We start from the raw sequence: 22,284 nt of genomic DNA on the forward strand, positions 1-22,284 counted from the left end.
GTCACTGGCTCCAGACCTGCTGCGCGTCCCGCTGCCACGCGGTGAGGATCGAGCCGATCTCCTTGGGCTTGGCGAGGAACTTGGTGAGCGCGTTGTCCGCGGTGGGCTGGAGGGCGTCGCTGGAGTCGCGGTTGAAGAACTGGGTGACGTCGGGGGCGTTCTCGATCAGCGCCCGGCCCTTGACCACCAGCGGGGTACCGGAGTCCTTCGCCTTGGGGTTGACCGGTATGGAGATGCCGGACGAACCCTTGAGGTAGATCTCCTGGGCCTCGACGGTGCCCAGCCAGCTCATCAGCTCCTTCACCTCGTCCTTGTGCCGGGTGTGGGCGCTGGCGAAGTAGCCGTCGGTGGGGCCCTCTTCGGCGAGCGGCACCTTGGGGTCGATCACCGGGAAGCGGAAGAAGTCGAGGTCGCCGACCTGGTCCTTGGGGGCGGCGTCGGCGAAGAAGGTGCCGATCAGCATCATGCCGGTGCGGTTGTTGAGCAGGGCGGTGGTGGCGTCCTGGAAGGCCAGCGCGGTGCCGTTGGGGTCGAAGTAGGGCAGTGCCTGCGCCCACTGGTCGAAGACCTTGTGCACCTCGGGGTCGTCGAAGCGGTGCTTCCCCGCGAGCAGGTCGCGGTGGTACTGGGCGCCGTTGATCCGGATGTCGAGGTAGTCGAACCAGGCGGAGGCGACCCACGCGGTGCCGGCGCCGGCGCCGAGGCCGATCGGCGTCACGCCCTTGGACTTGAGGGTCTCGCACAGCGCCATGAACTCGTCCCAGGTGGCGGGTTCCTGGACGCCCCACTTGGCGAAGTTGGACTTCTTGTAGAAGACGCCCCACCAGTTGTAGCTGGCGGGCACGAAGACCTTGGCGCCGGCCGAGTCGGTGCACAGCTTCTTCTGCGCGTCGGAGTAGCCCGCGAGTTCACCGGTGGCCCAGATGTCGCTCACGTCGAGCAGCAGGTTCTTCTTGGCGTAGGTGTCGGCGACCGAGCCGGGGTACCAGGTGAGCAGGTCCGGCGGGTTGGCGGACGTGAGGTACGTGGGCAGCTGGGTGCGGAAGGTCTCCGAGGCGACCGTGTTGAGCTTCGCCTTGGCGCCGCCCCGCTTGTCGAACGCGTCCATCAGGTTCTGCATCGCGGACTTGGCCTGCGGCGAGGAGAGGTTGGACTGCACGCTCAGCGTGCCGCCCGCGGACTGGCCGCCGTCGCCGCCGTCGGACGAACCGGCGGTGACACAGCCGCTCATCAGGGCGGCGGCTCCGATGGCGCCGGCGCCCGCCAGGAACTGGCGGCGGCTGCTCGGTGAGATCTGCGCGGTGTTCATGTGACTCCCTTGTCGGCTGCTACAGACTGGCGCGACGCCGCGATGACGTCAAGATTAATTGGTAATTTATTGAGTAACGAATCGCGCGATGGGCGGGATTGAGCCCGGGATGCCCGTTTTCGGGCATCCCGGGCGGCGGTCAGAAGGAGCTCTGCCGGATCACGCCGGCCACCCCGCGGGCGACCGCGAGCACCTGGCCCGCCGGGCCCGCGGTGGCGCCCATCGCCCCGTCGAAGGCGTTGCTGACGAAGGCGGTCTGCGGGAACCAGCCACCCCAACTGTCGGCGGTGGCGTCATACGCGCGCTCCCACAGCGTGTAGTCCGAGGCGCGGGCGAGCAGGCGCACCGTGGTGCCGGTGGCGACCAGCGTCGGGCTGGCGCTGATGGTGCCGCCGAGCGAGGTCCAGTCCGACCAGGCGCCGGAGGCGTCCCGCACCCGGGACCAGACCGCGTCGTCGGCGGCGCGCACCGCGACATGGATCCGGCCGGCCGCGTCGGTCACCGCGGACGGGCGGCCGTAGAGGGCCGGTCCGGTGGGGGCGCCGATCGAGGTCCAGCCGGTGCCGGCGCCGCGGCTGGTCACCGTGCCGTCGGCGCCGGTGGCCAGCAGCGTCCAGTCGCCCGGGCCCTGGTAGGCGGCGGTGGGCGCGTCGGCGAGCTCGCCGCCGAGGTTCTGCCAGCTTCCCCAGTGGCCGCCGCTGAGGGTGCGCAGATAGGCGTGGTCGTCGGCGCCACGGACGAAGACGTCGATCCGGCCGCCGGCCGAGGCGTAAGCGGCGGGCTGGCCGAGGAACCGGCCGCCGGTCGGGCCGCCGAGGTCGGTGCCGGACCCGGACCACTTCCCGTCGCGTCCGGTCAGCGCGCGCAGCGAGCCGTCGGTGTCCCGGGTGAAGGCGGTCAACTGGTCGCCGTCGCGCACCAGCGCCGGATCGGCGGAGGCGGCGGGGCCGCCGAGCCGCACACCGGGCGCGTCGTCGGTACCGGTCAGAGCGAGCATCGCGGTTCCGTGCGCCGGCACGGTGACCGTGTACGTGCCGCTGTACGTGCCCCGGTCGGCGCGCGCCCGCAGATCGCGGACGGCCACCGGGCCGGTCAGCCCGGCCTGCGCGAAGGTCAGCGTCCGCTGGGCCGGCTGGTCCGAGCGGTTGAGCAGCACCACCGCGCGCCGGCCGGCGCCCTGGAGGACCTTGCTGTACGTGTCGCCGGTCGCGTCGGTGGCCACCCGGACGCCCTGGATGCCAAGCGGGTCCTGGTCGACGGCGAGGATCTCGGGGTTGCGCAGGGTGTCGATCATCGCCTGCGGGAGGGTGCGCGGGTCGGAGCCGATGACCAGCGGTGAGGCCATCTCGGCCCACATCACCAACTGGGTGGTGGACTCCTCCTGGGTCAACTCGTAGCTGCCGTCCGACAGTTGGCGCATCGGCAGCAGATAGTCGGGGTCGTTCCAGTGGCCTGGTCCCTGGGCCTCGGGGTGCCAGGCGTTGGCGTCCATGTTGCGCAGCACGTTGGGGAACTCGCCCGGGGTGGGCGTCCCGTAGGCCATGTCGGTGCCGGTGCGCCAGGAATCGGCGATGGCCGGGCCGTAGACATACGTGTTGTGCGCGTCCTGCGCCGGGGTGTGCGGCAGACCCCAGTCGTCGGTGAGCGGGTTGCAGAGATTGAGCAGCATCGGACGGCCGGAGTGGGCGACCGCGTCGCTGAACTCCTTGAAGGCGGGTCCGGGATCGAGCTTCTCGCCGATGCCGCAGAGGAAGTCGACCTTGATCGCGTCGATCTTCCAGCTCGCGAACCGGTCGGCGTCCTGCTGGTCGTGGCCGCGGCTGCCGAGTCCGCAGTTGGCCGGGTCGTAGTCCCCGGCGTCGGTGTAGATACCGGCCTTCAGACCGCGCTGGTGCAGGTAGGTCACCAGGGCGGGGATGCCGGAGGGGAACCGGCCGGGATCGGCCGTCAGCCGGCCCTGGGCGTCGCGCGGGGTGGCGGCCTGCCAACCGCCGTCGAGCCAGACGATGTTGTAGCCACTGCTCCGCAGACCGCTGCTGACCAGGAAGTCGGCCACGCTCTTCACCTGGGTCTCGGTCGGCGCGCCGAGACCGTAGTAGGTGTTCCAGCCCATGTAGGGCGTCGGCGAGAGGCCGCTGTCGTAGAAGGCGGGCGCCCCGGCGGCGGGGTGCCCCGCGGCGGTGTGGTGCCGGCCGGCCGCCTGGGCCGTGCCGGGCACGGCCAGCGCGAAGAGCGCCGCGGCGCCCACCGCGGCGACCGCCCGCGAGGCGCGCGGCCGCCCCGAACGCTGCGATTTCACCGAACTCATCAAGCTCTCCCGGAAGTTGGGGATATCGGGGCAGAGCGCCCACAAGGGTCGGGGGCGTCCGCCACGACGAGAACTGTGCGGGCGGCGATCAAGGGTGTCAACGATTATTACTAATAAACTAAATTTTTACGTCGGCCACTTCGTACAACCTTTGACCCGGCTTGACAGCGTTACCGCGCCACCGTGAGCATGCGTAGCGATCCCGACTCCGGAGCGGCCCGCACACCGCCTCCCCCGCGCCCGGCACCCGCTCTTGGACGGTGCGGCGCGATGAGGAGCCGGTCCCCCTGGCCGCGGGTACCGGAGTCTTCGCGTCTTCAGGGAGGGGTGCCGTTTTCATGTCTCGTCGCACCATCACATTGCAGGTGGCGGCTGTCGTCACGGCAGTCGCGGCCGCCACGGCGGTGGGCGCGGGTTCGGCCGCCGCGCAGAGCGGCGGCAAGGGCTGGGGCAGCAGGAGCGCCCACGGCTACTCGACACAGCAGAACCCCGAGCACCGGACCTCGGGCAGCGCCTGCGACTACTCGGTCGGCGGCAGCGCCTGGCAGCCCGGCCAGGGGCTGAGTGCCATCAAGCCCTCGGCCGACGGCAAGATCAGCATCGACGTGCTGGGCGGCCGCGGCGGCTGCACCGTCTCGCTCGCGTCCTACCTGGCGCACGGGCCGGACTTCAAGACCTCCGGTGTGCAGGTGCTCAAGGACTTCGCGACGGTCAGCGTGGCGAAGGGCGAGACCGGCACGCTCACCGTCGCGGTGCCGGACGCGGGCTGCTTCGCGCAGATCGACCTCTACAAGGGCAGCACCAAGTACGCGGGCGACAACGCGCCGGCCGGCCCGGACCACGCGGTCATCGGCGCGAACCTGATCGCCTCCTGGAACGGTCCGACGGGCGGCAAGGACTGCCTGGACGTCCCGCCGACCACCGCGCCGGCCTCGCCGACGACCACCTCCCCGGCGCCCTCGGACACCGCGACGACGGGCACTCCGTCGGCGTCGGCCACCGAGACCACCGGCGCCCCGTCGGCGTCCGGGAGCACCACCGCCGCGCCGGTCGGCGACACCACGTCGCCCGCCGCGGTCGACGACACGTCGTCCCCGTCGCCCTCGGCGAGCGGCGGCGCCCTGGCGTCCACCGGTGGCGGCGGCAACTCCGGCCTGCTGGCCGGTCTCGCCGTGCTGCTCGTGGTGCTCGGTGGCGGTGTGACCTTCGTACTGCGTCGCCGCGGCGCCGGCCGGGCGCACTGACGCGGATCAGTCGCGGGTGAGCTGAACAAGCGCGCCACAAGGCCGCGCCGGCCCGGGTGTCCGCTGGGGACACCCGGGCCGGCGCGGTTTTCCGCGTGGGCTCGCGCAGTGAGTGGATGGGGGTGGATAGGTGGGTGGATGGGCGGGGTGCGCCCCGCTTGCTCCCGCCGAGCGGGCGCGTCCGGCGTGGGGGCCGGGAGTACCGCGCTGTCACCCTGCGGGCCCGTCGAATCATCCGATCTCACAGACGTCAAAATCGCCAACTGGGCGTAAATGGCGGGCGAATGCCTCCAGTCATCGGAACTCTAGGCGCTTTCCCGGTGATTGGCGGGGAGAATCGGGGGCACGACAAGACCTGGCCGTCCGCTGCCGTCACTGGCAGAACACGTCCCACACTCCTCTCCCCCACATCAGGAGTCTGAGTTGCCACACCGCAGGTTCTCCCTTTCCGGCCGCCGGGTGATCGGCGTGGCCGGCGCGGCGCTCGCCGCGGGGCTCTTCGCACCGCTCTCAGTACCCGCCGCCCCCGCTACGACAGCCGCCGCGGGCGCCAACGCCACGAAAGCCACCCCGAGCGCCGCCGCGACGGCCGCCGCCGACGGCTGGACCGGCACCTGGTCGGTGTCACCGCAGAGCGGCGGACCCTCGTACGCCAACCAGACGCTGCGGCAGATCGTGCGCACCAGCATCGGCGGCAGCTCCGCGCGGCTGCGGATCTCCAACGCCTTCGGGTCCACGCCGCTGACCGTCCGCGACGCGCACGTCGCCCAGCGCACCTCCGGCTCGTCGGTGTCGACGGGGACCGACCGCGCCGTCACCTTCGGCGGCCAGTCCTCGGTCACCGTCGCACCGGGCGCCTTCGCGGTCAGCGACACCGTGTCCTTCACCGTGGCCGCGCAGTCCGACGTGGCCGTCAGCTTCTATCTGCCGAACGCCACCGGGTCGGCCACCTACCACCAGCAGGGCACCCAGACCAACTACGCCGCCGCCGGGGACGTCAGCGCCAACGGCTCCCTCACCGGCGCGTCGACCAGCGGCAGTTACGCCTTCCTCACCAACCTGGACGTGACCAACCCGGCGGCCCAGGGGTCGGTGGTCACCCTCGGCGCGTCCATCACCGACGGTGTCGCCTCCGCCCAGGACTCCAACCGGCGCTGGCCCAACGACCTGGCGCAGCGGCTGGCGGCGAGCGGCCGTACGATCGGTGTGCTCAACCAGGGCATCAGCGGCAACAGGCTGCTCAGCGACGGAGCCGGGCAGAGCGCCCTCAACCGCTTCGACCGGGACGTGACCGGCCAGCCCGGGGTGCGCTGGGTGATCTTCTCCGACGACCCGGTCAACGACCTCGCCTCGGGCAACCCGCCCACCGGTGCCCAACTGATCTCCGCCCTCCAGCAGTTGATCTCCCGGGCCCACCAGGCCGGACTGTCCTTCCTGTGCTCGACGCTCACCCCGTTCCAGGGCTCCGGCGGCTGGACCCAGGCGGGCGAGACCGCCCGCGCGTCGATCGACTCCTTCATCCGCGGCTCGGGCAGCGGCTGTGACGGCGTGGTGGACCAGGACGCCGCGACCCACGACCCGGCCAACCCGACCCGCTACCTGCCGGCTTACGACGCCGGTGACCATCTGCACCCGAACGAGGCCGGGTTGCAGGCCATCGCCAACGCGGTGAACCTCAGTCTCTTCGGCGCCGCCACCCAGCCGGCCGGCGCCATCTCCCTGCGCGCCCACGCCAACGGCAAGTTCGTCAGCGCGCCGGGCGGCGGCGCCTCCCCGCTGATCGCCGACAGCGACTCGGCCGGCCCGGCCCAGCAGTTCGACGAGCTCGACCAGGGCAACGGCCTGATCGCGCTGCGGTCGCACGCCGACAACCAGATCGTCACGGCCGAGAACGCCGGCGCCGCGCCGCTGATCGCCAACCGGACGGCCGTCGGTTCCTGGGAGACCTTCCAGCTCCTGCACAACGGTGACGGCAGCATGAGTCTGAAAGCCCAGGCCAACGGCGACTATGTGACGGCGGACGACGCCGGCGCGGCGGCGCTGATCGCCAACCGCACCACGATCGGGCCGTGGGAGGAGTTCGACCTCGTCACCTCGTGACACCGGCGGGCGGCATCAGGCGATGGTTGCCGTGGGCCCGAGCGGGGAGGGCGGGCCCACGGCAGTCATCAGCGTCCGGAGCCTGAAACGATCTGTAACCGTTTCAGGAATCCGGACGGCGAGATTCAAGTAATCCGCCACCGCGGCGGCGTGTCAATATCTGCGACTGTTCCCGCCGAGGTCCCGCTGTGCCGCTCCAACAGGCCCGCTAGGCTGCGCACATGGAACGAAACCGTGTAACACGTGGTTAGGCAGCAAGGATCGCGTGCCACCGTGCGCGCGATCGCCGCCGAGGCCGGCGTATCGATCGCCACCGTGTCACGCGTGATGAACGGTCACGCCCATGTCGCGCCCGACACCCAGGAGTTGGTGCGCAAGGCGGTCACCAGGCTCGGCGCGCCCGCACCGGCCAGGCGCGGGACGGCGACCGGCGCGATCTACGTCCGCTGCCCCTACGTCCTCACCGACTACTTCGGGGTGATCGTCTCCTCGATAGCCGAGACGCTCGATCTGCACGGGCGGCGGCTGGTGCTGAGCGCGGGTGACGCGGCCCGGGAGATCCATGTGCTGCCGAGCCTGCCGAGCGATCCGGGCATCGCCGGCGCCGTACTGATCGTGCCGCCGGAGCCGGAGAAGGAGCTGGAGGCGCTGCGGGCCCAGGACTTCCCCTTCGTGGTGGTCGATCCGCGCACGCCGCTGCCACCCGACATCGCGTCGGTCTCCGCCGCCCATCTCACCGCCGCGCGCAGCGTCAGCGCGCATCTGGTCGCGCGCGGGCACCGCAGGATAGGGGTGATCGGCGGCCCCGGCGACTGGCTGGCCGGCACCGCCCGGCTGGCGGGCCACACCTCCGCGCTCGCCGACGCCGGGGTGCTGCCGGCCGCCGAGCTGCTCCGCCGGATCGAGCCCACCGCCGACTGGGGCTACGCCGCGGCCGGCGAACTCCTCGATCTGCCGGACCGCCCCACCGCCCTGGTCGCCTTCAACGACAAGGCGGCCGTCGGCGCGCTGCGGGCGGCGAACGAGCGCGGGCTGCGCGTCCCGCAGGATCTCTCGATCACCGGCTTCGACGACACGTATCTCAGCCGGAGCACGGTGCCGCGGCTGACGACGGTGCGCCAGCCGCTGGAGGAGATGGGGCGGATGGCCGTCTCGCTGCTGATGCGGCTGCTCGACCGGCACACCGTGGACACGCTGCATGTCGAGCTGGCCACCCAGTTGGTGCTCAGGGAGTCAACCGGTCCCGCGCCCAGCTCCTGACGCTCGGCGCGTGCTCAGCGAGCGCTCGGGGCGCTCACCTCGTCGCTCAGGCGTCGCCGTCGAGCTCGACCCGCACGTGCTGCGGGTAGAAGGCGACATGCCCGGCGATCTCACCGACGGCCTGGTAGGGCTTCTCGTACGTCCACACCGCGTCCGCGATCTCGCCGTCCTCGGCGCTGAGCGCGTAATAGGAGGCGTCCCCCTTGTAGGGGCAGTACGTCTGGCTGTCGGTGGGCCGCAGGACGCCGGCCGCGATGTCATCGAGCGGGATGTACTGGACCGGCGGGTAGTCGGCCTCGCGCAGGGTGAGCGCGCGGGTGGTGTCGGCGATCAGCCGGTCGCCGGCGCGGACCACCACGCGGCCGGCGGTCGGCTCGACGGTGATCGGGTGGTCGGGGCCCGGCGTCTTGACGGTGCGTTCCATGACACTCTCCGATTGGGTAGACCGGTCTGTCCAACTGCTGACCAGACCGTAGGCAGATCGGCGCCGTCCGGTCAAGCGGCGCGGGAGCGGAGGCAGCACCCTCCGCTCGGTGGGCGCCCGGGCGGGCACCCGGGTGGGGCGTCCGCATGCGCCGCGGACACGACGCACCGGCGGCGCACCATCGCCCGCGAAGATCGGCGCGTGCTGACACAATGTCCGCTGATACCGATCAGTTCGTATTGACGCCGATAAGTACCGAAAATCCTTTCACCGGACAGCGGGCGGGCCATGACGGGCCGTGCGTCGCGCACAGGAGTGGGACGGCCATGGATCACCGTGATCGGAGATCCGGGACGTACGCCCAGGTTCCCCCGGCGCCGGCCCGTTCCGTGCTGCTGAAGCACGCCGCACCCCTGGTGCTGCTCGCCGCCGCCACGGTGACCATCGCCTGGGCCAGCCCCGGCGGGCACTACGGATTGCTGCTCGCCGTGGTGCCCCTGCTGGCCGCGTCCCTCTACGGGGTCAGGGGCACCGCCGCGATCGGCGTGCTGACCGTGGCGACCTACGCCGCGCTGGAGCCGTTCATGGCGGAGAACGGCGCCGCCATGTGGGCGGTCAAGCTCGGCCTGGTCAGCGCCGCGGGGGCGCTCGGCGTCGTGCTCAGCCAGGTCCGGATCCGGGAGCGGGAGCTGCACCGGACCCGGGACACCGCGCTCACCCTTCAGCGCGGATTGCTCCCCCAGGACTTTCCGGGCAGCAGCGCGGTCACGGTGGCGCACCGCTATGTGCCGGCCGACTCGACGGCCGGGGTGGGCGGTGACTGGTACGACGTCATCCCGCTGTCCGGCGCGCGGGTCGCGCTGGTGATGGGCGATGTGGTCGGACACGGGGTGGGGGCGGCGGCGACGATGGGCCGGCTGCGGACCGCGCTGCACACCCTGGCCGGTCTGGACCTGCCGCCCGACGAGGTACTCGCCCGGATGGACGAGCTGGTGGAGCGGATGAGCCACGACCGTGCGGAGAACGAACTGGCCGCCAGCTGTCTCTACATGGTCTACGACCCGATCTCCCGGGAGTGCGAGATCGCCAGCGCCGGCCATACGCCCCCGGTCTTCGTGACACCGGACGGCCGGGCCGAGGTGCAGCGGCTCACCAGGAACCCCCTGCTCGGCTTCGGCACCGCCCCCTTCGAGGTCACCGGGCGCACCGTCCCCGAGGGCACCCTGATCGGGCTGTACACCGACGGGCTGCTCGGGCTGCGGCACCGCGAGGCCGACGAGGCGATCGCCGGACTGGCCGCGTTGATCGCGCCCGGCGGCGGATCGCTCGAGGAGCTCTGCGACCGGGTGCTGGCCGGGCTGCCGCCCACCCACGAGGACGACATGGCGCTGCTGGTGGCCAGGACCCGGGTGCTGGATCCGGACCACGTGGCGAGCTGGGAGTTCGCCGCCACCGCGGAACAGGTGCCGGCGGCCAGGTCCGCGGTCTCCGACCGGCTCACCGCGTGGGGCCTTGAGGAGCACACCTTCGCGATGGAGCTGGTCGTCTGCGAACTGGTGACCAACGCCGTCCAGCACGCCCGCGGGCCGGTCGGCGTACGGCTGATCCGGGACGAGTCGCTGATCTGCGAGGTGTCGGACACCAGCAGTACGTCGCCGCACGCCCGGCGCGCCCAGCCGCTGGACGAGGGCGGGCGCGGCCTCTACCTGGTCGGGCAGCTCACCGACCGCTGGGGCGCCCGCTACCACGAGAACGGCAAGACCATCTGGGCGGCCAAGTACCTCGGCTGAGGCCCGCCACCCGCCATTTGGCCCGGGCCCCAATCCGCGCCCCGGCCCCCGCCCCGGCCCGAGATACGGCGCCGAAGGTCTGGTTTTCTGTTATCCGGCCCGGTCGCGGCCGGTCTCCTCTGGGTGAGGCCGCCGGCCGGCGAGCCGGATCAACCCGTCGGGAGAGTCGCGAGATGAGTGAGGGCGAACGGATGACAGAGCCGAACCGGCACAAGCCGTCGGGCCGCCGCCAGGCCAGGCTCCGGCGGCGGACCGGCCGCCGCGTCCGGCTCGTCGTCGCCGCGGTCGTCGCCTGCCTGGCCGTCATCGTCGGGGTGTTCCTCGCCGAGACGCAGGACGACGGCGGGCTCAGCGACCGTACGGTGGCCGCCGCCCCGACGACCACCGGCGGCGCGGTGACCGACAACGCGTCGACCGCCGCCGCCCCGACTCCTTCGAAGACGTCCGCCCGCCCGACCCCGAGCCGTACCTCGCACCCGCCGACTCCCCGTCCCGGCAAGACCGCCACCCCCCGCAAGGCCGGCGGCAAGACCGGCGCGACCGGCGGCAAGGCGGCAGCAGGCGCCAGTGGTTCCGTGCCCCACGCGGGCCCAGGGCAGCGCACCCTCACCCTGGTCAACCGGCTCGACCAGACCATCTGGCCGGCGATCGCCGCCGACCCGGACCATCCGGTCGAGGCCACCGGATGGGTGCTCGCGCCCGGCGCCAGCCTGAGCTTCCTGATCCCCGACCACTGGGACGTGCGGGTCTGGGCCCGTACCGGCTGTGTCTTCAACGCGGCCGGCAACGGGCACTGTGTCAGCGGCGACTGCGCCGGCCACTTCCAGTGCGGCCGGACCTGGGGCGAGTTCCCCTCCACCCTCGCCGAGTTCAACCTCAACGCCTGGAACGGGATGGACTTCTACGACGTCAGCCTGGTCGAGGGCAACAACCTCCCGATGTGGATCAACAACTCCGGGGGCAGCTCACCGGACAAGATCGACGCCAACGGCTGCGCCGCGAGCGGCTGTACGCACGACGCCAACGCGAGCTGCCCGGCGTCGATGCAGCGGGTACGGGGCGGTGCGGTGGTCGCCTGCCTCAGCGCGTGCCTGGTGCTCAGCACCGACCAGACCTGCTGCACCGGTGCCTATGCCGCCCGCTCGGCGTGTGTCCCCTCGTCCTGGCCGATCGACTCCGCCGCCGTCTTCAAGAAGGCCGAACCCTTCGCCTATTCGTATGTCAACGACGACGCGACCAGCGTGCTCACCTGCACCGGCGAGTGCGACTACCGCATCACCTGGGGCGTCAGTCATTGACCGTCCCGCGCACGCCGGATGTCAGCCACGGCCGCCGGCCCCGGGCCGGCGGTCAGCCGCCGCCGGACTCCGGCAGGCTCGGGGCCGGCTCCCCGGTCAGTGACTGCTCGGTCCAGATCGTCTTGCCCCGCTGACCGTAGCGGCAGCCCCAGCGGGCCGTGCACTGGCCGACGATGAAGAGCCCGCGGCCCCCCTCGTCCAGGGAACTCGCCCGCAGCAGCCGCGGCTGGGTGTTGCTCGGGTCGGACACCTCGCAGACGAGCACCCCGTCCCGGATCAGCCGCAGCCGGACCGGTCCGCCCGCGTGGCGGACCGCGTTGGTCATCAGCTCGCTGACCACCAGCTCGGTGGTGAACCCCAGGTCGTCGAGCCGCCACTCGGCGAGCTGGCGGGCCGCGCTGGCCCTGGCCCGCCCCACCGACGACAGCTCGCCGGGGAACTCCCAGGACGCCACGTTGCGCGCGGGGACCTCGCGTGTCCTGGCCAGCAGGAGCACGATGTCGTCGCGCTGCGGGTGCCCGCCCGCCTCGTCCACCAGCGCGTCACCGATGTCGGCGAGCGGCCGCTCGCCGGCATCGGTGACGGCCAGCACGCGCAGCTTCTCCCGCAGTCGCTCCAGGCTGTCCTCGGCCCCGCCGCCCAACGAACGCAGGCCCAGCACACCGTCGGTGAACAGGGCGATCATGCTGCCCGGCTCCACGTCGACGGTCGTCGACGGGAAGGGCATGCCGCCGACCCCGAGCGGCGGTCCCGGTGACACGTCGATCAGCCGGGCGGCGCCGTCGGGGTCCACGATGATCGGCGGCGGATTCCCGGCGCTGGCGAAGCTGCACCGGCCACTGGTCGGGTCGTAAACGGCGTACAGACAGGTCGCCCCGACGGTGTCGGTGCGGCCCGGGACCTCGGCGGCCAGCCGCTGCACCAGGTCCTCCATGTGGGACAGCACCTCACCGGGTTCCAGCTCCAGGTCGGCGAAGGTCTGCACGGCCGTCCGCAGTCGGCCCATGTTCGCCGCCGCGCGCAGCCCGTGGCCGATCACGTCGCCGACGACGAAGGCGACCCGCAGGGACGGCAGGGTGATGACGTCGAACCAGTCGCCGCTCGCCTCCGAGCCGCGTCCGGCGGGCCGGTACACCCCGGCGGTCCGCGCGGCGGGCGTCTCCATCACGGCCCGGGGCAGCAGCCGCTCCTGGAGGGTGGTCACCGCGCTGCGTTCGCGGGTGTAGCGGCGGGCGTTGTCGACCCCCAGGGCGGCCCGCGAGCTGATCTCCGCCAGCAGTCCGGCCTCGGAACGGTCGAACGGACGCGGCTCCGCGATGCGCCAGGCGGACACCGAGCCCAGCAGCAGGCCGCGGGCGAAGAGGGGGGAGACGATCAGCGAGTGGCCGCCGTCCGGGATCAGCCGCTGGGCGTTCTTGCCGGTGCCGACCGCCCGCAGCACGTCCTCCCGGCCGAGGATGACCGTCCTGCCCTGCTGGATCTGCCGGAGCTGCGGGCTGTCCGGGAAGGTCGGATAGTCGGAGCCGCCGCGCGGCACCCCCTCGGGCCACTGCCCCAGTGAGGTGGCGGTGGCGATCCGCACCAGGGCCGTTTCGCCACCGCCGTAGACCACGGGCGGCTCGTTTCCGGCCAGGACGGCGCGGGCCAGATCCACGGTGCTCAGATCCCCGAGACCGGTGACCACCACATCGGCGAGCGCCTGCGCGGTCACCTGGATGTCCAGCGAGAAGCCGATGCGCTCCGCCGCGTAGTGCAGCAGATCGAGGTGGGCGCCGACCCGCTGCTGTTCGGTGACGTCCTGGACGACCGCGACGACTCCGCTCGGTTCGCCGCGCGCGTCCTGCAAGCGGTACGCGGTCAGCGACATGGTCAGCCGGCGGCCCGGCACCTGCCGGAAGCGCACCGGGTGGACGTCGCCGATCAGCGGGACGCCGGTGTCCCGCACCTGTTCCAGCAGCTCTTCGACGTTCTGCGCGTCCGACGGCGACAGCACGGTGTCGAGCCGGCTGCCGAGCGCGGCGGCCGGCGCGCCGAACATCTGCGGCGCGGAGTTGTTGAAGACCAGGCTGAGGTCCATCGCGTGGATGGCGATACCGACGCGCCGCTGGGCGAAGGCCGTCCGCAGCAGCGCCACCCCCTGGCCCCACTCCCTGGTCCGCGCGGCGTCCGCGAAGAGCACGGCGTGGGCGCGGCCGTCGGCCGTCAGCGGTACGGTCCACAGTTCGACGTCGACGCGCTCCCGGGTGCCGCGGCGCAGCGTCACCCGGCCGGGCGCCGGGACGACCCCGCTTGGTCCCGGCGGGCTCTGCGCCGGGAGGTAGAGGTCCTGGAAGGGGTGACCGCAGACGCCGGCGGCGGGCCGGTCCAGCAGGCCGGCCGCCTGCGGCGACCAGCCGGTGACGACCCCCTGGCCGTCCACTACCGCCACGGCCAGCGAGCCGAGGACGAAGCCCTGCTCAGCCAGGCCACCGACCGGCAGATCCATATGAGCTCCCCACTGACGACGGAGCACAAGTGACCACAGACCACGCTACGGGAAGGCGGCGGAAACGACCCCCCGACGCCGGCCGCGGGCAGCCGCCGCCACCCCGCCCACCAGCGAGAACCACCGTTTCACCGGGTGCCGGCGCCCCACCGGCCCAGGCCGTGGTCAGTCGCGGCTGACCTTGCGGTTGGCGCGGAGCCACTCCCTGTTCATCGCGGTGATCGAGGTGAGCGGGATGCCCTTGGGGCAGGCGGTGGCGCATTCGCCGGCCAGGGTGCAGCCGCCGAAGCCCTCCGCGTCCATCTGGGCGACCATGTCGAGCACCCGGGTCTCCCGCTCGGGCGCGCCCTGCGGCAGGGCGCCCAGGTGGTTGATCTTCGCCGAGGTGAAGAGCATCGCCGAGCCGTTGGGGCAGGCGGCCACGCAGGCGCCGCAGCCGATGCACTCGGCGTGCTCGAAGGCGCGGTCGGCGGCCGGTTTGGGGACGGGCGTGGCGTGCGCCTCCGGAGCCGCTCCGGTGGGGACGCTGACGTAGCCGCCCGCCTGGATGATGCGGTCGAAGGCGCCCCGGTCGACCACCAGGTCCCGGATGACGGGGAAGGCGGCGGCGCGCCAGGGTTCGACGTCGATGGTGTCGCCGTCCTTGAAGGAGCGCATGTGGAGCTGGCAGCTCGTGGTGCGTTCCGGTCCGTGCGCGTCGCCGTTGATGACGAGGCTGCACGCGCCGCAGATGCCCTCGCGGCAGTCGTGGTCGAAGGCGACCGGCTGCTCTCCTTCCAGGGTGAGGCGCTCGTTGAGGACGTCGAGGACTTCGAGGAAGGACATGTCCGGGGTGATGTCGTCGACCTGGTAGGGCGTCATGGCGCCGGGTGCGGCGGCGTTCCGCTGCCGCCAGACGCGCAGGGTGAGCCTCATGCGTAGCTCCGCTGGGTGGGGTGGACGTAGGCGAAGACGAGGTCTTCCTTGTGCAGGACGGGGGCCCGGCCGGTGCCGGTGAACTCCCAGGCGGCGGCGTAGGAGAACTCCTCGTCTCGGCGGGCGGCCTCGCCGTCGGGTGTCTGGGACTCCGCGCGGAAGTGGCCGCCGCAGGACTCCGCGCGGTGCAGGGCGTCCAGGCACATGAGTTCGGCGAGCTCCAGATAGTCCACGACGCGGTTGGCGCGTTCCAGCGACTGGTTGAACTCCGCCTCGGTGCCCGGCACTTTGATCCGCCGCCAGAACTCCTCGCGGATCTTCGGGATGCGGTCGAGCGCCTCGCGCAGCCCCTGCTCGGTCCTGGCCATCCCGCACAGCTCCCACATGAGTTCGCCGATCTCGCGGTGGAAGGAGTCGGCGGTGCGGTCGCCGTCGACGCTCACCAGGCGGTGCAGCCGCTCCTCGGTCTCCTGGACCGCCTGGACGACGGCGGGGTGGGAGGCGTCGGGGGTGTCCTGCCGCGGATGCCGGGCGAGATAGTCGTTGATGGTGGCGGGCAGGACGAAGTAGCCGTCGGCCAGGCCCTGCATGAGCGCCGAGGCGCCCAGCCGATTGGCGCCGTGGTCGGAGAAGTTGGCCTCGCCGATCGCGAACAGGCCGGGGATCGTGGTCTGGAGGTCGTAGTCCACCCACAGTCCGCCCATCGTGTAGTGCACGGCGGGGTAGATCCGCATCGGGACCTCGTACGGGTTCTCCCCGGTGATCCGCTCGTACATCTCGAAGAGGTTGCCGTACTTCTCCGCGACCGCGCGGCGGCCCAGCCGGGCGATGGCGTCGGCGAAGTCGAGGTAGACGCCCTGTCCGCCGGGGCCGACACCGCGGCCCTCGTCACAGACGTTCTTGGCGGCGCGGGAGGCGATGTCGCGGGGCACCAGGTTGCCGAAGGAGGGGTAGATCCGCTCCAGGTAGTAGTCGCGCTCGTCCTCGGGGATGTCGGCGGGCGGCCGCGGCACCGGGGTGCGCCCGTCGGGCCCGGTGACGGTGCCGTGTCCGGCCTTGGGCACCCAGATACGGCCGTCGTTGCGCAGCGACTCGCTCATCAGCGTCAGCTTGGACTGGTGCTCCCCGGTGCGCGGGACGCAGGTCGGGTGGATCTGGGTGAAGCAGGGGTTGGCGAAGTGCGCGCCGCGCCGGTGGGCCCGCCAGATCGCGGTGGCGTTGGAGTTCATGGCGTTGGTCGACAGATAGAAGACGTTGCCGTAGCCGCCGCTGGCCAGCACCACCGCGTCCGCGACGTGGGTGCTGATCTCGCCGGTGACCAGGTCGCGGGCGACGATGCCGCGGGCCCGGCCGTCGATGACCAGCAGGTCGAGCATCTCGGTGCGCGGGTGCATCTCGACGTTGCCGGCCGCGATCTGCCGGGAGAGCGCCTGGTAGGCGCCGAGCAGGAGTTGCTGGCCGGTCTGGCCGCGGGCGTAGAAGGTGCGGGAGACCTGGACGCCGCCGAAGGAGCGGGTGTCGAGCAGGCCGCCGTACTCCCGGGCGAACGGCACGCCCTGGGCGACGCATTGGTCGATGATCTCCACCGAGATCTGGGCGAGGCGGTGCACGTTGGACTCGCGGGCGCGGAAGTCGCCGCCCTTGACGGTGTCGTAGAAGAGCCGGTGCACCGAGTCGCCGTCGTTGCGGTAGTTCTTGGCGGCGTTGATGCCGCCCTGCGCGGCGATGGAGTGCGCCCGGCGCGGTGAGTCCTGATAGCAGAACTGGACGACGTGGTAGCCCTGTTCCGCGAGGGTGGCACCCGCGGAGCCGCCGGCCAGGCCGGTGCCGACGATGATCACGGTGTGCTTGCGGCGGTTGGCGGGGTTGACCAGCTTGGCGGTGAAGCGCCGGGTGTCCCAGCGGTCGGCGATCGGGCCGTCGGGGGCGGCGGAGTCGGCGATCGGGGTCCCGGTCACGTAGTCCGCGTAGGCCGGGGAGTCCGCGTGATCCGGGGAGCCCGGGGAGTCCGGCGAGTCCTGATACTCCACCGGGTCCGGGTATTGCGCGTGGTGTGCGGGGTGTGTGGCGCTCATGGGTGTGCTCCCTCGGCCGTGCGGCGCGTGGTCAGTGGACGATCCCGGCCATGACGCCGACCGGTACGGCGATGAAGCCGGCCGTCAGCAGTACGGCGAGGGCGGTGCCGGTGATCTTCAGGGCGCGGTCCCGGGTGGCGCTGCCGGCGCCGAGGGTCTGCGCGGCGCTCCAGAAGCCGTGCTGGATGTGCAGCCCGAGGGCGAGCATGGCCACGATGTAGATGACGTCGCCGTACCAGGTGTGGAAGGTCGCCTCGACGTTCTGGTACGGGTGGCCGGGCTCGGCGTTGCGGTTCACCGTCAGCGTGGTGAGGTCGAGCAGGTGCCACACGATGAAGAGGGCGAGGATCACCCCGCCCCAGCGCATCGTCCGGGTCGCGTAACCGGTCCTGGCCTTGCGGTGCGCGTAGCCGACCGGGCGGGCCTTCAGGTCCCGGCGGCTGAGCTGGTAGGCGCACACACCGTGGGCGACGACGGAGACGACCAGGACGACGCGGATGATCCACAGCGCCCACTCGTAGTGCAGCGCGGGTTCGCCGATGGTGCGCAGCCAGTGGGCGTAGCCGTTGAAGGTGCCGGGGCCGAAGAAGATCTTCAGGTTCCCGTACATGTGGGCGATCAGATAGAGCAGCATCACCAGGCCGCTCACCGCCATGATCGCTTTCTTGCCGACGGTGGAGTCCCACACCGTCCGCGCCATCGACGGCCGCCGGTCCGTCCGCGTTGCCAGTGCCATGGCACGACGCTAGGGCCTGGGCGAAGGAGTGGTCCAAGACATGATCAGGCTTGTATCCATAGCCAGCGTCTATGGCGAGCTAGTCTGGGCGTCATGCAGTTCCAGCAACTGGCGTATTTCGTGGCGGTGGCCGACACCCGCCACTTCACCCGGGCCGCGGCGGCCGAGCATGTGTCGCAGCCTTCGCTCTCCCAGCAGATCCGGGCGCTGGAGAAGGAGCTGGGCGCCGCCCTGTTCAGCCGCGCCCGCGGCAACATCACGCTGACCGACGCGGGTGAGGCGCTGCTGCCGCTGGCCCGGCGCATCCTGGCGGACGCGGACACCGCCCGGCACGAGGTGCTCGAACTGGCCCGGCTGCGCCGGGGCCGGGTGCGGCTGGGGGCGACGCCCAGCCTGTGCACCGGACTCCTGCCCGACGTGCTGCGCGACTTCCACGACCGGCACCCCGGCATCCAGCTCCTGATCGAGGAGGGCGGTTCGCACGACCTGGTACGGGCACTGGCGCGCGGGGCGCTCGACCTGGCGCTGGTGGTCCTGCCGCTGCCGAGCCCGTCCCCCGCGCTCACCACGGTGGAGCTCTTCCAGGAGGACCTGGTGGTGGTCTCCTCGGCCGGGGCGCCGGCGCCGCGCTCCCCGGTCCGCGTCGCCGATCTCGAAGGGCAGCCGATGGTGATGTTCCGGCACGGCTACGACCTGCGGGACCTGACGCTGGCCGCCTGCCGGGCCGAGGGCTTCGAGCCGTACTTCACCGTGGAGGGCGGCGAGATGGACGCGGTGCTCGGCTTCGTCCGGGCCGGCCTCGGTGTGGGGGTGGTCCCCACCACGATGGCCGAGCGGGCCGGACCGGATCTGCGGATCACCCCGCTCGCCCGCCCCGGCCTGCGCCGCACCGTGGCGCTCGCCCACCGCAGCGATGTGGCACCGCCCCGCGCCGCGCGGGCGCTCCAGGACGTTCTGCTCACCTCGGCGGGCCGGACCGCCACCCGCGCCGGAGTACGCCCGGCGCCAGGCTAGGGCCGTCCGGCTAGCGACCTCCGGCCGCCGCCCCCGCGAAAGCACTCAGCGGTGCCGGTCACCGGCGGCGGCCGGGGTACGAATGTCGTGGTGTGGGCCGAGCCGGTGCGAAGGGAATCCCGGGTGAGTGGAACGCGTGCGGAGCGGCAGGTGCGTGCCTGGCGGCCGGCCGTGGCGGGGATCACCGAGGTGCTGCGTGCCCGCTTCACCGATCACGCCTATCCGGTGCACACCCATGACACCTGGGACCTGATGCTGCTCGACGACGGCATGGTGGACTTCGCCCTGGACCGCAGACGGCACGACGCGACCGATGTCGGCCGGGTGGTGCTGCTGCCGCCGGGTGTCCCGCACGACGGCCGCACCGTCAGCCCGCTGGGCTTCCGCAAGCGGGTGATCTATCTGAGTACGGCGGTATTGCCGGAACGGCTCGCCGGCCCCGCGGTGGACGGGCCGATCCTCGGCGACGCGGCACTGCACCAGCGGGTGCACGGGCTGTACGCGGCGCTGCGGGACGAACGGGACGACGGGCCGGAACAGTGTGAGCCCGGCGACCGGGGCTCGGGGCACACGCTGGAGGCCGAGTCGCGGCTCGCCTTCGTCCGCGAACGGCTGCTGGCGCACCTCGACGGCCACCGGGTCCGCGCACCGGGTCGTGAGGGCGACCGGCTCGCCGCACGGCTGCGGGAACTGCTCGACGCCCGGATCGGGGACGGCCTGACCCTGGACGAGGCGACCGCGATCCTGCACGCCCACCCGACCCATCTGATCCGCAGCTTCTCCCGCGCCTACGGCCTGCCCCCGCACACGTATCTCACCGGGCGGCGCATCGACCGGGCCCGCCGGCTGCTGCTCGCCGGCGAACGGCCGGTCGATGTGGCGACCGCGGTGGGCTTCTACGACCAGGCGCACCTGAACCGGCACTTCACCCGGCACCTGGGTGTCTCCCCGGCCCGGTACGCCCGGGGTGGGCGGCGCCGCTGAACCCCGCGGTGCGGCGCCGCCCACCTGCCGCTGACGGACGTCAGCGGGTGGCGATCGCGGGGTCGCTGACGCTCGCCCGGCCGGTCTCGACATGGCCGGCGAAGCGGCGGCCGAACGACGGGTCGTGGTCCGCGCCCACGGTCAGGTCGTACCAGTGGCCCGTGTGGCCGAGGTCGATCGTGTGCGTCTCATGGCGGCCGGCCCGCACGGTGTACGTCTCCCGGCGGCCGTCGTAGGAGTTGCGCACGGTGAACCGGACCGTGCCGCTCCCGGAGTTGGTGAAGGTCAGCCCGACCCGGCCGGCGCCGCCGTCGTGCCGGGCGGTCACCTCGGCGCCGGTGTGGGACGCCGAGCCGCGGAAGCCGCGCAGGAAGCCGCCCGGGCCGTGCACGGTCAGGTCGTAGGCGCCGTGGGCGGTGGTGAGGTCCCAGCCGCCGGAGATCTTCTTGCCGGCCTCCGCGGTGTAGGACCACGGCCCCTCGGCGCTGTCGCCCGCGGTCACGTGGAAGGCCGCGCCGGCCGCGGCGCCGCCGCTGAAGGTGAGGGTGAGCCGCGGTTCGGCGCCGTGGCCCCCGCCCGCGCTCACCGCGGCGTCGACCAGCGGCGCGTACGCCAGCGGGCGGGCCGGGCGGGAGCCCCGCTCCTGCCGGGGAACCCGCTGCCGGGCCGGCGGCACCGGCACGAAGCTGTCGTGGCGGTCGTTGTCCGCGGGCTGGTAGGCGTCGGTGTCCGGCAGCCGCGCCGGGCGCTCCTGCTTGAGGCCGAAGTCGAAGGCGGAGGTGAGGTCGCCGCAGACCGCGCGGCGCCAGGGCGAGATGTTGGGCTCGCGCACCCCGAAGCGGCGCTCCATGAAGCGGATGATCGAGGTGTGGTCGAAGGTCTCCGAGCAGACATAGCCGCCGGTGGACCACGGCGAGACGACGAGCATCGGCACCCGCTGGCCGAGCCCGTAGGCGCCGGCGGCGTACGTGCCGTTGCCCGCGAAGAGTTCGAGCGAGGTGTCGGCCGTGGAGGCGCCGCGGCCGTCGAGAACCATCGGCGGCACCAGGTGGTCGAAGTAGCCGTCGTTCTCGTCGTAGGTGATGAACAGCGCCGTCCTGCTCCACACCTCGGGGTTGGACGTCAGCGCGTCCAGCACCTGCGAGACGTACCAGGCACCGTAGTTGGCCGGCCAGTTGGGGTGCTCGGAAAACGCCTCGGGGGCGACCACCCAGGAGATCTGCGGCAGCGCGCCGTTCTTCACGTCGGCCCGCAGCACGTCGAAGAAGCCGTCACCGGCCGCCGCGTCGGTGCCGGTGCGGGCCTTGTCGTAGAGGGCGTCGCCGGGCTTGGCGTTCTGGTACTGGTCGAAGTAGAGCAGCGAGTTGTCGCCGTAGTTGCCCCGGTAGGCGTCGTTGATCCAGCCCCAGGAGTGCGCGGCGTCCAGGCCGTCGCCGACGTCCTGGTAGATCTTCCAGGAGACCTTGGCGGCCTCCAGCCGCTCCGGGTAGGTGCTCCAGGCGTAGCCCGCCTCGGAGTTGTCGAGCACCGGGCCGCGGCCCTTGCCGTCGTTGCCCGTGTAACCGGTCCACAGGTAGTAGCGGTTGGGGTCGGTGCCGCCGATGAAGGAGCAGTGGTAGGCGTCACAGACGGTGAAGGCGTCGGCCAGCGCGTAGTGGAACGGGATGTCGTCACGGTTGAGATAGGCCATCGTGCCGGCCGACTTGGCGGCGATCCACTGGTCGTACCTGCCGTTGTTGACGGCGGCGTGGCTGCCGGTCCACTCGTGGTTGAGCCCCTCGATGAACTTCAGGCCGAGGTCGTCGGCGTCCGGACGGTAGGGCAGCACCTCGCCGGTCCCGTCGGGCTGGTGCCAGACCGGCGCTCCGCCCGCCAGGGTCACCGGGCGCGGGTCGCCGAAACCGCGCACACCGCGCATCGACCCGAAGTAGTGATCGAAGGAGCGGTTCTCCTGCATCAGGACGACGATGTGCTCGACGTCCTCCAGGGTGCCGGTGCGGTGGTTGGCCGGGATGGCCGCGGCGCGGGTGATGGCACCCGACAGAGCGGTGAAGCCGGCGGTGGCGCCGGCGATCTGGATGAAGCGCCGCCGGTTGAGTTCGGACATGGCTGACCTGGCCTCTTCGCGATCGGTCGAGCGAGGTGGTGGGAGGGGCGACCCAAGAGCAGCGACAAGAGGCGACACGGGGGTGTCGGCCGGGTGAAAGAACGCCGTACGACTCACGAACACCCCAACTGCCCTCGGCGCGCCGCCACTTGTGATCAGGCTGGGGCAGGAGGGTCGGAATGTACCGGGATTGACCGCCTTTGCGGTCGAGTCGTCACATCCGGTTCCGACGGCA

General features: G+C 72.1%; 15 protein-coding genes. 7 read left to right on the forward strand and 8 right to left on the reverse strand.

The annotated features are described in order from the left end of the window. Window position 1: 1 nt before the first annotated feature. Window positions 2–1,309 (reverse strand): ABC transporter substrate-binding protein, encoded by a 1,308-nt coding sequence (locus OG519_RS03750; protein WP_405578610.1) that lies wholly within the window; start codon window positions 1,307–1,309, stop codon window positions 2–4. Window positions 1,310–1,448: 139 nt separating this feature from the next. Continuing rightward, the gene (locus tag OG519_RS03755) at window positions 1,449–3,617 is read right to left on the reverse strand and encodes a glycoside hydrolase family 27 protein (RefSeq protein WP_405578612.1); all 2,169 of its coding nucleotides are present in this window, start codon (window positions 3,615–3,617) and stop codon (window positions 1,449–1,451) included. 338 nt (window positions 3,618–3,955) lie between these two features. On the opposite strand from OG519_RS03755, the gene OG519_RS03760 reads away from it, so the two are divergent. From OG519_RS03760 to OG519_RS03770, 3 genes are all read left to right on the forward strand, one after another. Continuing rightward, complete coding sequence (locus OG519_RS03760; protein ID WP_405578615.1) at window positions 3,956–4,861, forward strand: hypothetical protein; 906 nt, start codon at window positions 3,956–3,958, stop codon at window positions 4,859–4,861. Between the two features lie 423 nt (window positions 4,862–5,284). After that, window positions 5,285–6,961, forward strand: coding sequence for a GDSL-type esterase/lipase family protein (locus tag OG519_RS03765; RefSeq protein ID WP_405578618.1), 1,677 nt, complete (start codon window positions 5,285–5,287; stop codon window positions 6,959–6,961). Between the two features lie 273 nt (window positions 6,962–7,234). After that, window positions 7,235–8,221 carry a LacI family DNA-binding transcriptional regulator gene (locus tag OG519_RS03770; RefSeq protein WP_405578621.1) on the forward strand — a complete coding sequence of 329 codons (987 nt, stop codon included), beginning with the start codon at window positions 7,235–7,237 and terminating at the stop codon, window positions 8,219–8,221. 46 nt (window positions 8,222–8,267) lie between these two features. Here the strand turns inward: OG519_RS03770 and OG519_RS03775 are convergent, their stop codons facing one another. Beyond that, window positions 8,268–8,645, reverse strand: a complete 378-nt coding sequence (locus OG519_RS03775; RefSeq protein WP_405578624.1) for a DUF427 domain-containing protein — start codon at window positions 8,643–8,645, stop codon at window positions 8,268–8,270. Window positions 8,646–8,971: 326 nt separating this feature from the next. On the opposite strand from OG519_RS03775, the gene OG519_RS03780 reads away from it, so the two are divergent. Together OG519_RS03780 and OG519_RS03785 are read left to right on the forward strand one after the other, a co-directional pair. Then, window positions 8,972–10,435 carry a SpoIIE family protein phosphatase gene (locus tag OG519_RS03780; protein ID WP_405578625.1) on the forward strand — a complete coding sequence of 488 codons (1,464 nt, stop codon included), beginning with the start codon at window positions 8,972–8,974 and terminating at the stop codon, window positions 10,433–10,435. A 191-nt stretch (window positions 10,436–10,626) separates the two neighbouring features. Then, entirely contained in the window at window positions 10,627–11,733 is a 1,107-nt protein-coding gene (locus tag OG519_RS03785) for a thaumatin family protein (protein WP_405578627.1), read from the forward strand. Between the two features lie 52 nt (window positions 11,734–11,785). On the opposite strand, the gene OG519_RS03790 is transcribed toward OG519_RS03785, so the two are convergent. From OG519_RS03790 to OG519_RS03805, 4 genes are all read right to left on the reverse strand, one after another. Next, window positions 11,786–14,218, reverse strand: coding sequence for a SpoIIE family protein phosphatase (locus OG519_RS03790; protein ID WP_405578629.1), 2,433 nt, complete (start codon window positions 14,216–14,218; stop codon window positions 11,786–11,788). Window positions 14,219–14,383: 165 nt separating this feature from the next. Beyond that, on the reverse strand, window positions 14,384–15,133 hold the full coding sequence (locus OG519_RS03795) for a succinate dehydrogenase/fumarate reductase iron-sulfur subunit (RefSeq protein ID WP_405578631.1): 750 nt from the start codon (window positions 15,131–15,133) through the stop codon (window positions 14,384–14,386). Further along, the gene (locus tag OG519_RS03800) at window positions 15,130–17,208 is read right to left on the reverse strand and encodes a fumarate reductase/succinate dehydrogenase flavoprotein subunit (protein ID WP_405578633.1); all 2,079 of its coding nucleotides are present in this window, start codon (window positions 17,206–17,208) and stop codon (window positions 15,130–15,132) included. The genes OG519_RS03795 and OG519_RS03800 overlap by 4 nt, the downstream gene beginning before the upstream one ends. A gap of 31 nt (window positions 17,209–17,239) precedes the next feature. Continuing rightward, the gene (locus OG519_RS03805; protein ID WP_405578635.1) at window positions 17,240–17,944 is read right to left on the reverse strand and encodes a succinate dehydrogenase cytochrome b subunit; all 705 of its coding nucleotides are present in this window, start codon (window positions 17,942–17,944) and stop codon (window positions 17,240–17,242) included. A gap of 93 nt (window positions 17,945–18,037) precedes the next feature. On the opposite strand from OG519_RS03805, the gene OG519_RS03810 reads away from it, so the two are divergent. Both OG519_RS03810 and OG519_RS03815 read left to right on the forward strand, forming a co-directional pair. Beyond that, entirely contained in the window at window positions 18,038–18,958 is a 921-nt protein-coding gene (locus OG519_RS03810; RefSeq protein ID WP_405578637.1) for a LysR family transcriptional regulator, read from the forward strand. Window positions 18,959–19,081: 123 nt separating this feature from the next. Beyond that, window positions 19,082–19,942: an AraC family transcriptional regulator gene (locus tag OG519_RS03815; protein WP_405578639.1), complete on the forward strand. Its 861-nt coding sequence runs from the start codon at window positions 19,082–19,084 to the stop codon at window positions 19,940–19,942. A 40-nt stretch (window positions 19,943–19,982) separates the two neighbouring features. Here OG519_RS03815 and OG519_RS03820 read toward each other — a convergent pair whose 3' ends face one another. Next, entirely contained in the window at window positions 19,983–22,049 is a 2,067-nt protein-coding gene (locus OG519_RS03820) for a phosphocholine-specific phospholipase C (RefSeq protein ID WP_405578641.1), read from the reverse strand. Window positions 22,050–22,284 lie beyond the last annotated feature (235 nt).

This window comes from Streptomyces sp. NBC_01190, from assembly GCF_045039895.1.
In the GTDB taxonomy this organism is placed as follows: Bacteria; Actinomycetota; Actinomycetes; order Streptomycetales; family Streptomycetaceae; genus Actinacidiphila.

Bases quoted from the DNA above. Each gene is read 5' to 3' on its own strand.
- OG519_RS03760 (WP_405578615.1), top strand. From the start codon at position 3,956: ATGTCTCGTCGCACCATCACATTGCAGGTGGCGGCTGTCGTCACGGCA.
- OG519_RS03750 (WP_405578610.1), bottom strand. From the start codon at position 1,309: ATGAACACCGCGCAGATCTCACCGAGCAGCCGCCGCCAGTTCCTGGCG.
- OG519_RS03785 (WP_405578627.1), top strand. From the start codon at position 10,627: ATGACAGAGCCGAACCGGCACAAGCCGTCGGGCCGCCGCCAGGCCAGG.
- OG519_RS03810 (WP_405578637.1), top strand. From the start codon at position 18,038: ATGCAGTTCCAGCAACTGGCGTATTTCGTGGCGGTGGCCGACACCCGC.
- OG519_RS03820 (WP_405578641.1), bottom strand. From the start codon at position 22,049: ATGTCCGAACTCAACCGGCGGCGCTTCATCCAGATCGCCGGCGCCACC.
- OG519_RS03780 (WP_405578625.1), top strand. From the start codon at position 8,972: ATGGATCACCGTGATCGGAGATCCGGGACGTACGCCCAGGTTCCCCCG.
- OG519_RS03790 (WP_405578629.1), bottom strand. From the start codon at position 14,218: ATGGATCTGCCGGTCGGTGGCCTGGCTGAGCAGGGCTTCGTCCTCGGC.
- OG519_RS03775 (WP_405578624.1), bottom strand. From the start codon at position 8,645: ATGGAACGCACCGTCAAGACGCCGGGCCCCGACCACCCGATCACCGTC.
- OG519_RS03800 (WP_405578633.1), bottom strand. From the start codon at position 17,208: ATGAGCGCCACACACCCCGCACACCACGCGCAATACCCGGACCCGGTG.
- OG519_RS03805 (WP_405578635.1), bottom strand. From the start codon at position 17,944: ATGGCACTGGCAACGCGGACGGACCGGCGGCCGTCGATGGCGCGGACG.
- OG519_RS03795 (WP_405578631.1), bottom strand. From the start codon at position 15,133: ATGAGGCTCACCCTGCGCGTCTGGCGGCAGCGGAACGCCGCCGCACCC.
- OG519_RS03755 (WP_405578612.1), bottom strand. From the start codon at position 3,617: ATGAGTTCGGTGAAATCGCAGCGTTCGGGGCGGCCGCGCGCCTCGCGG.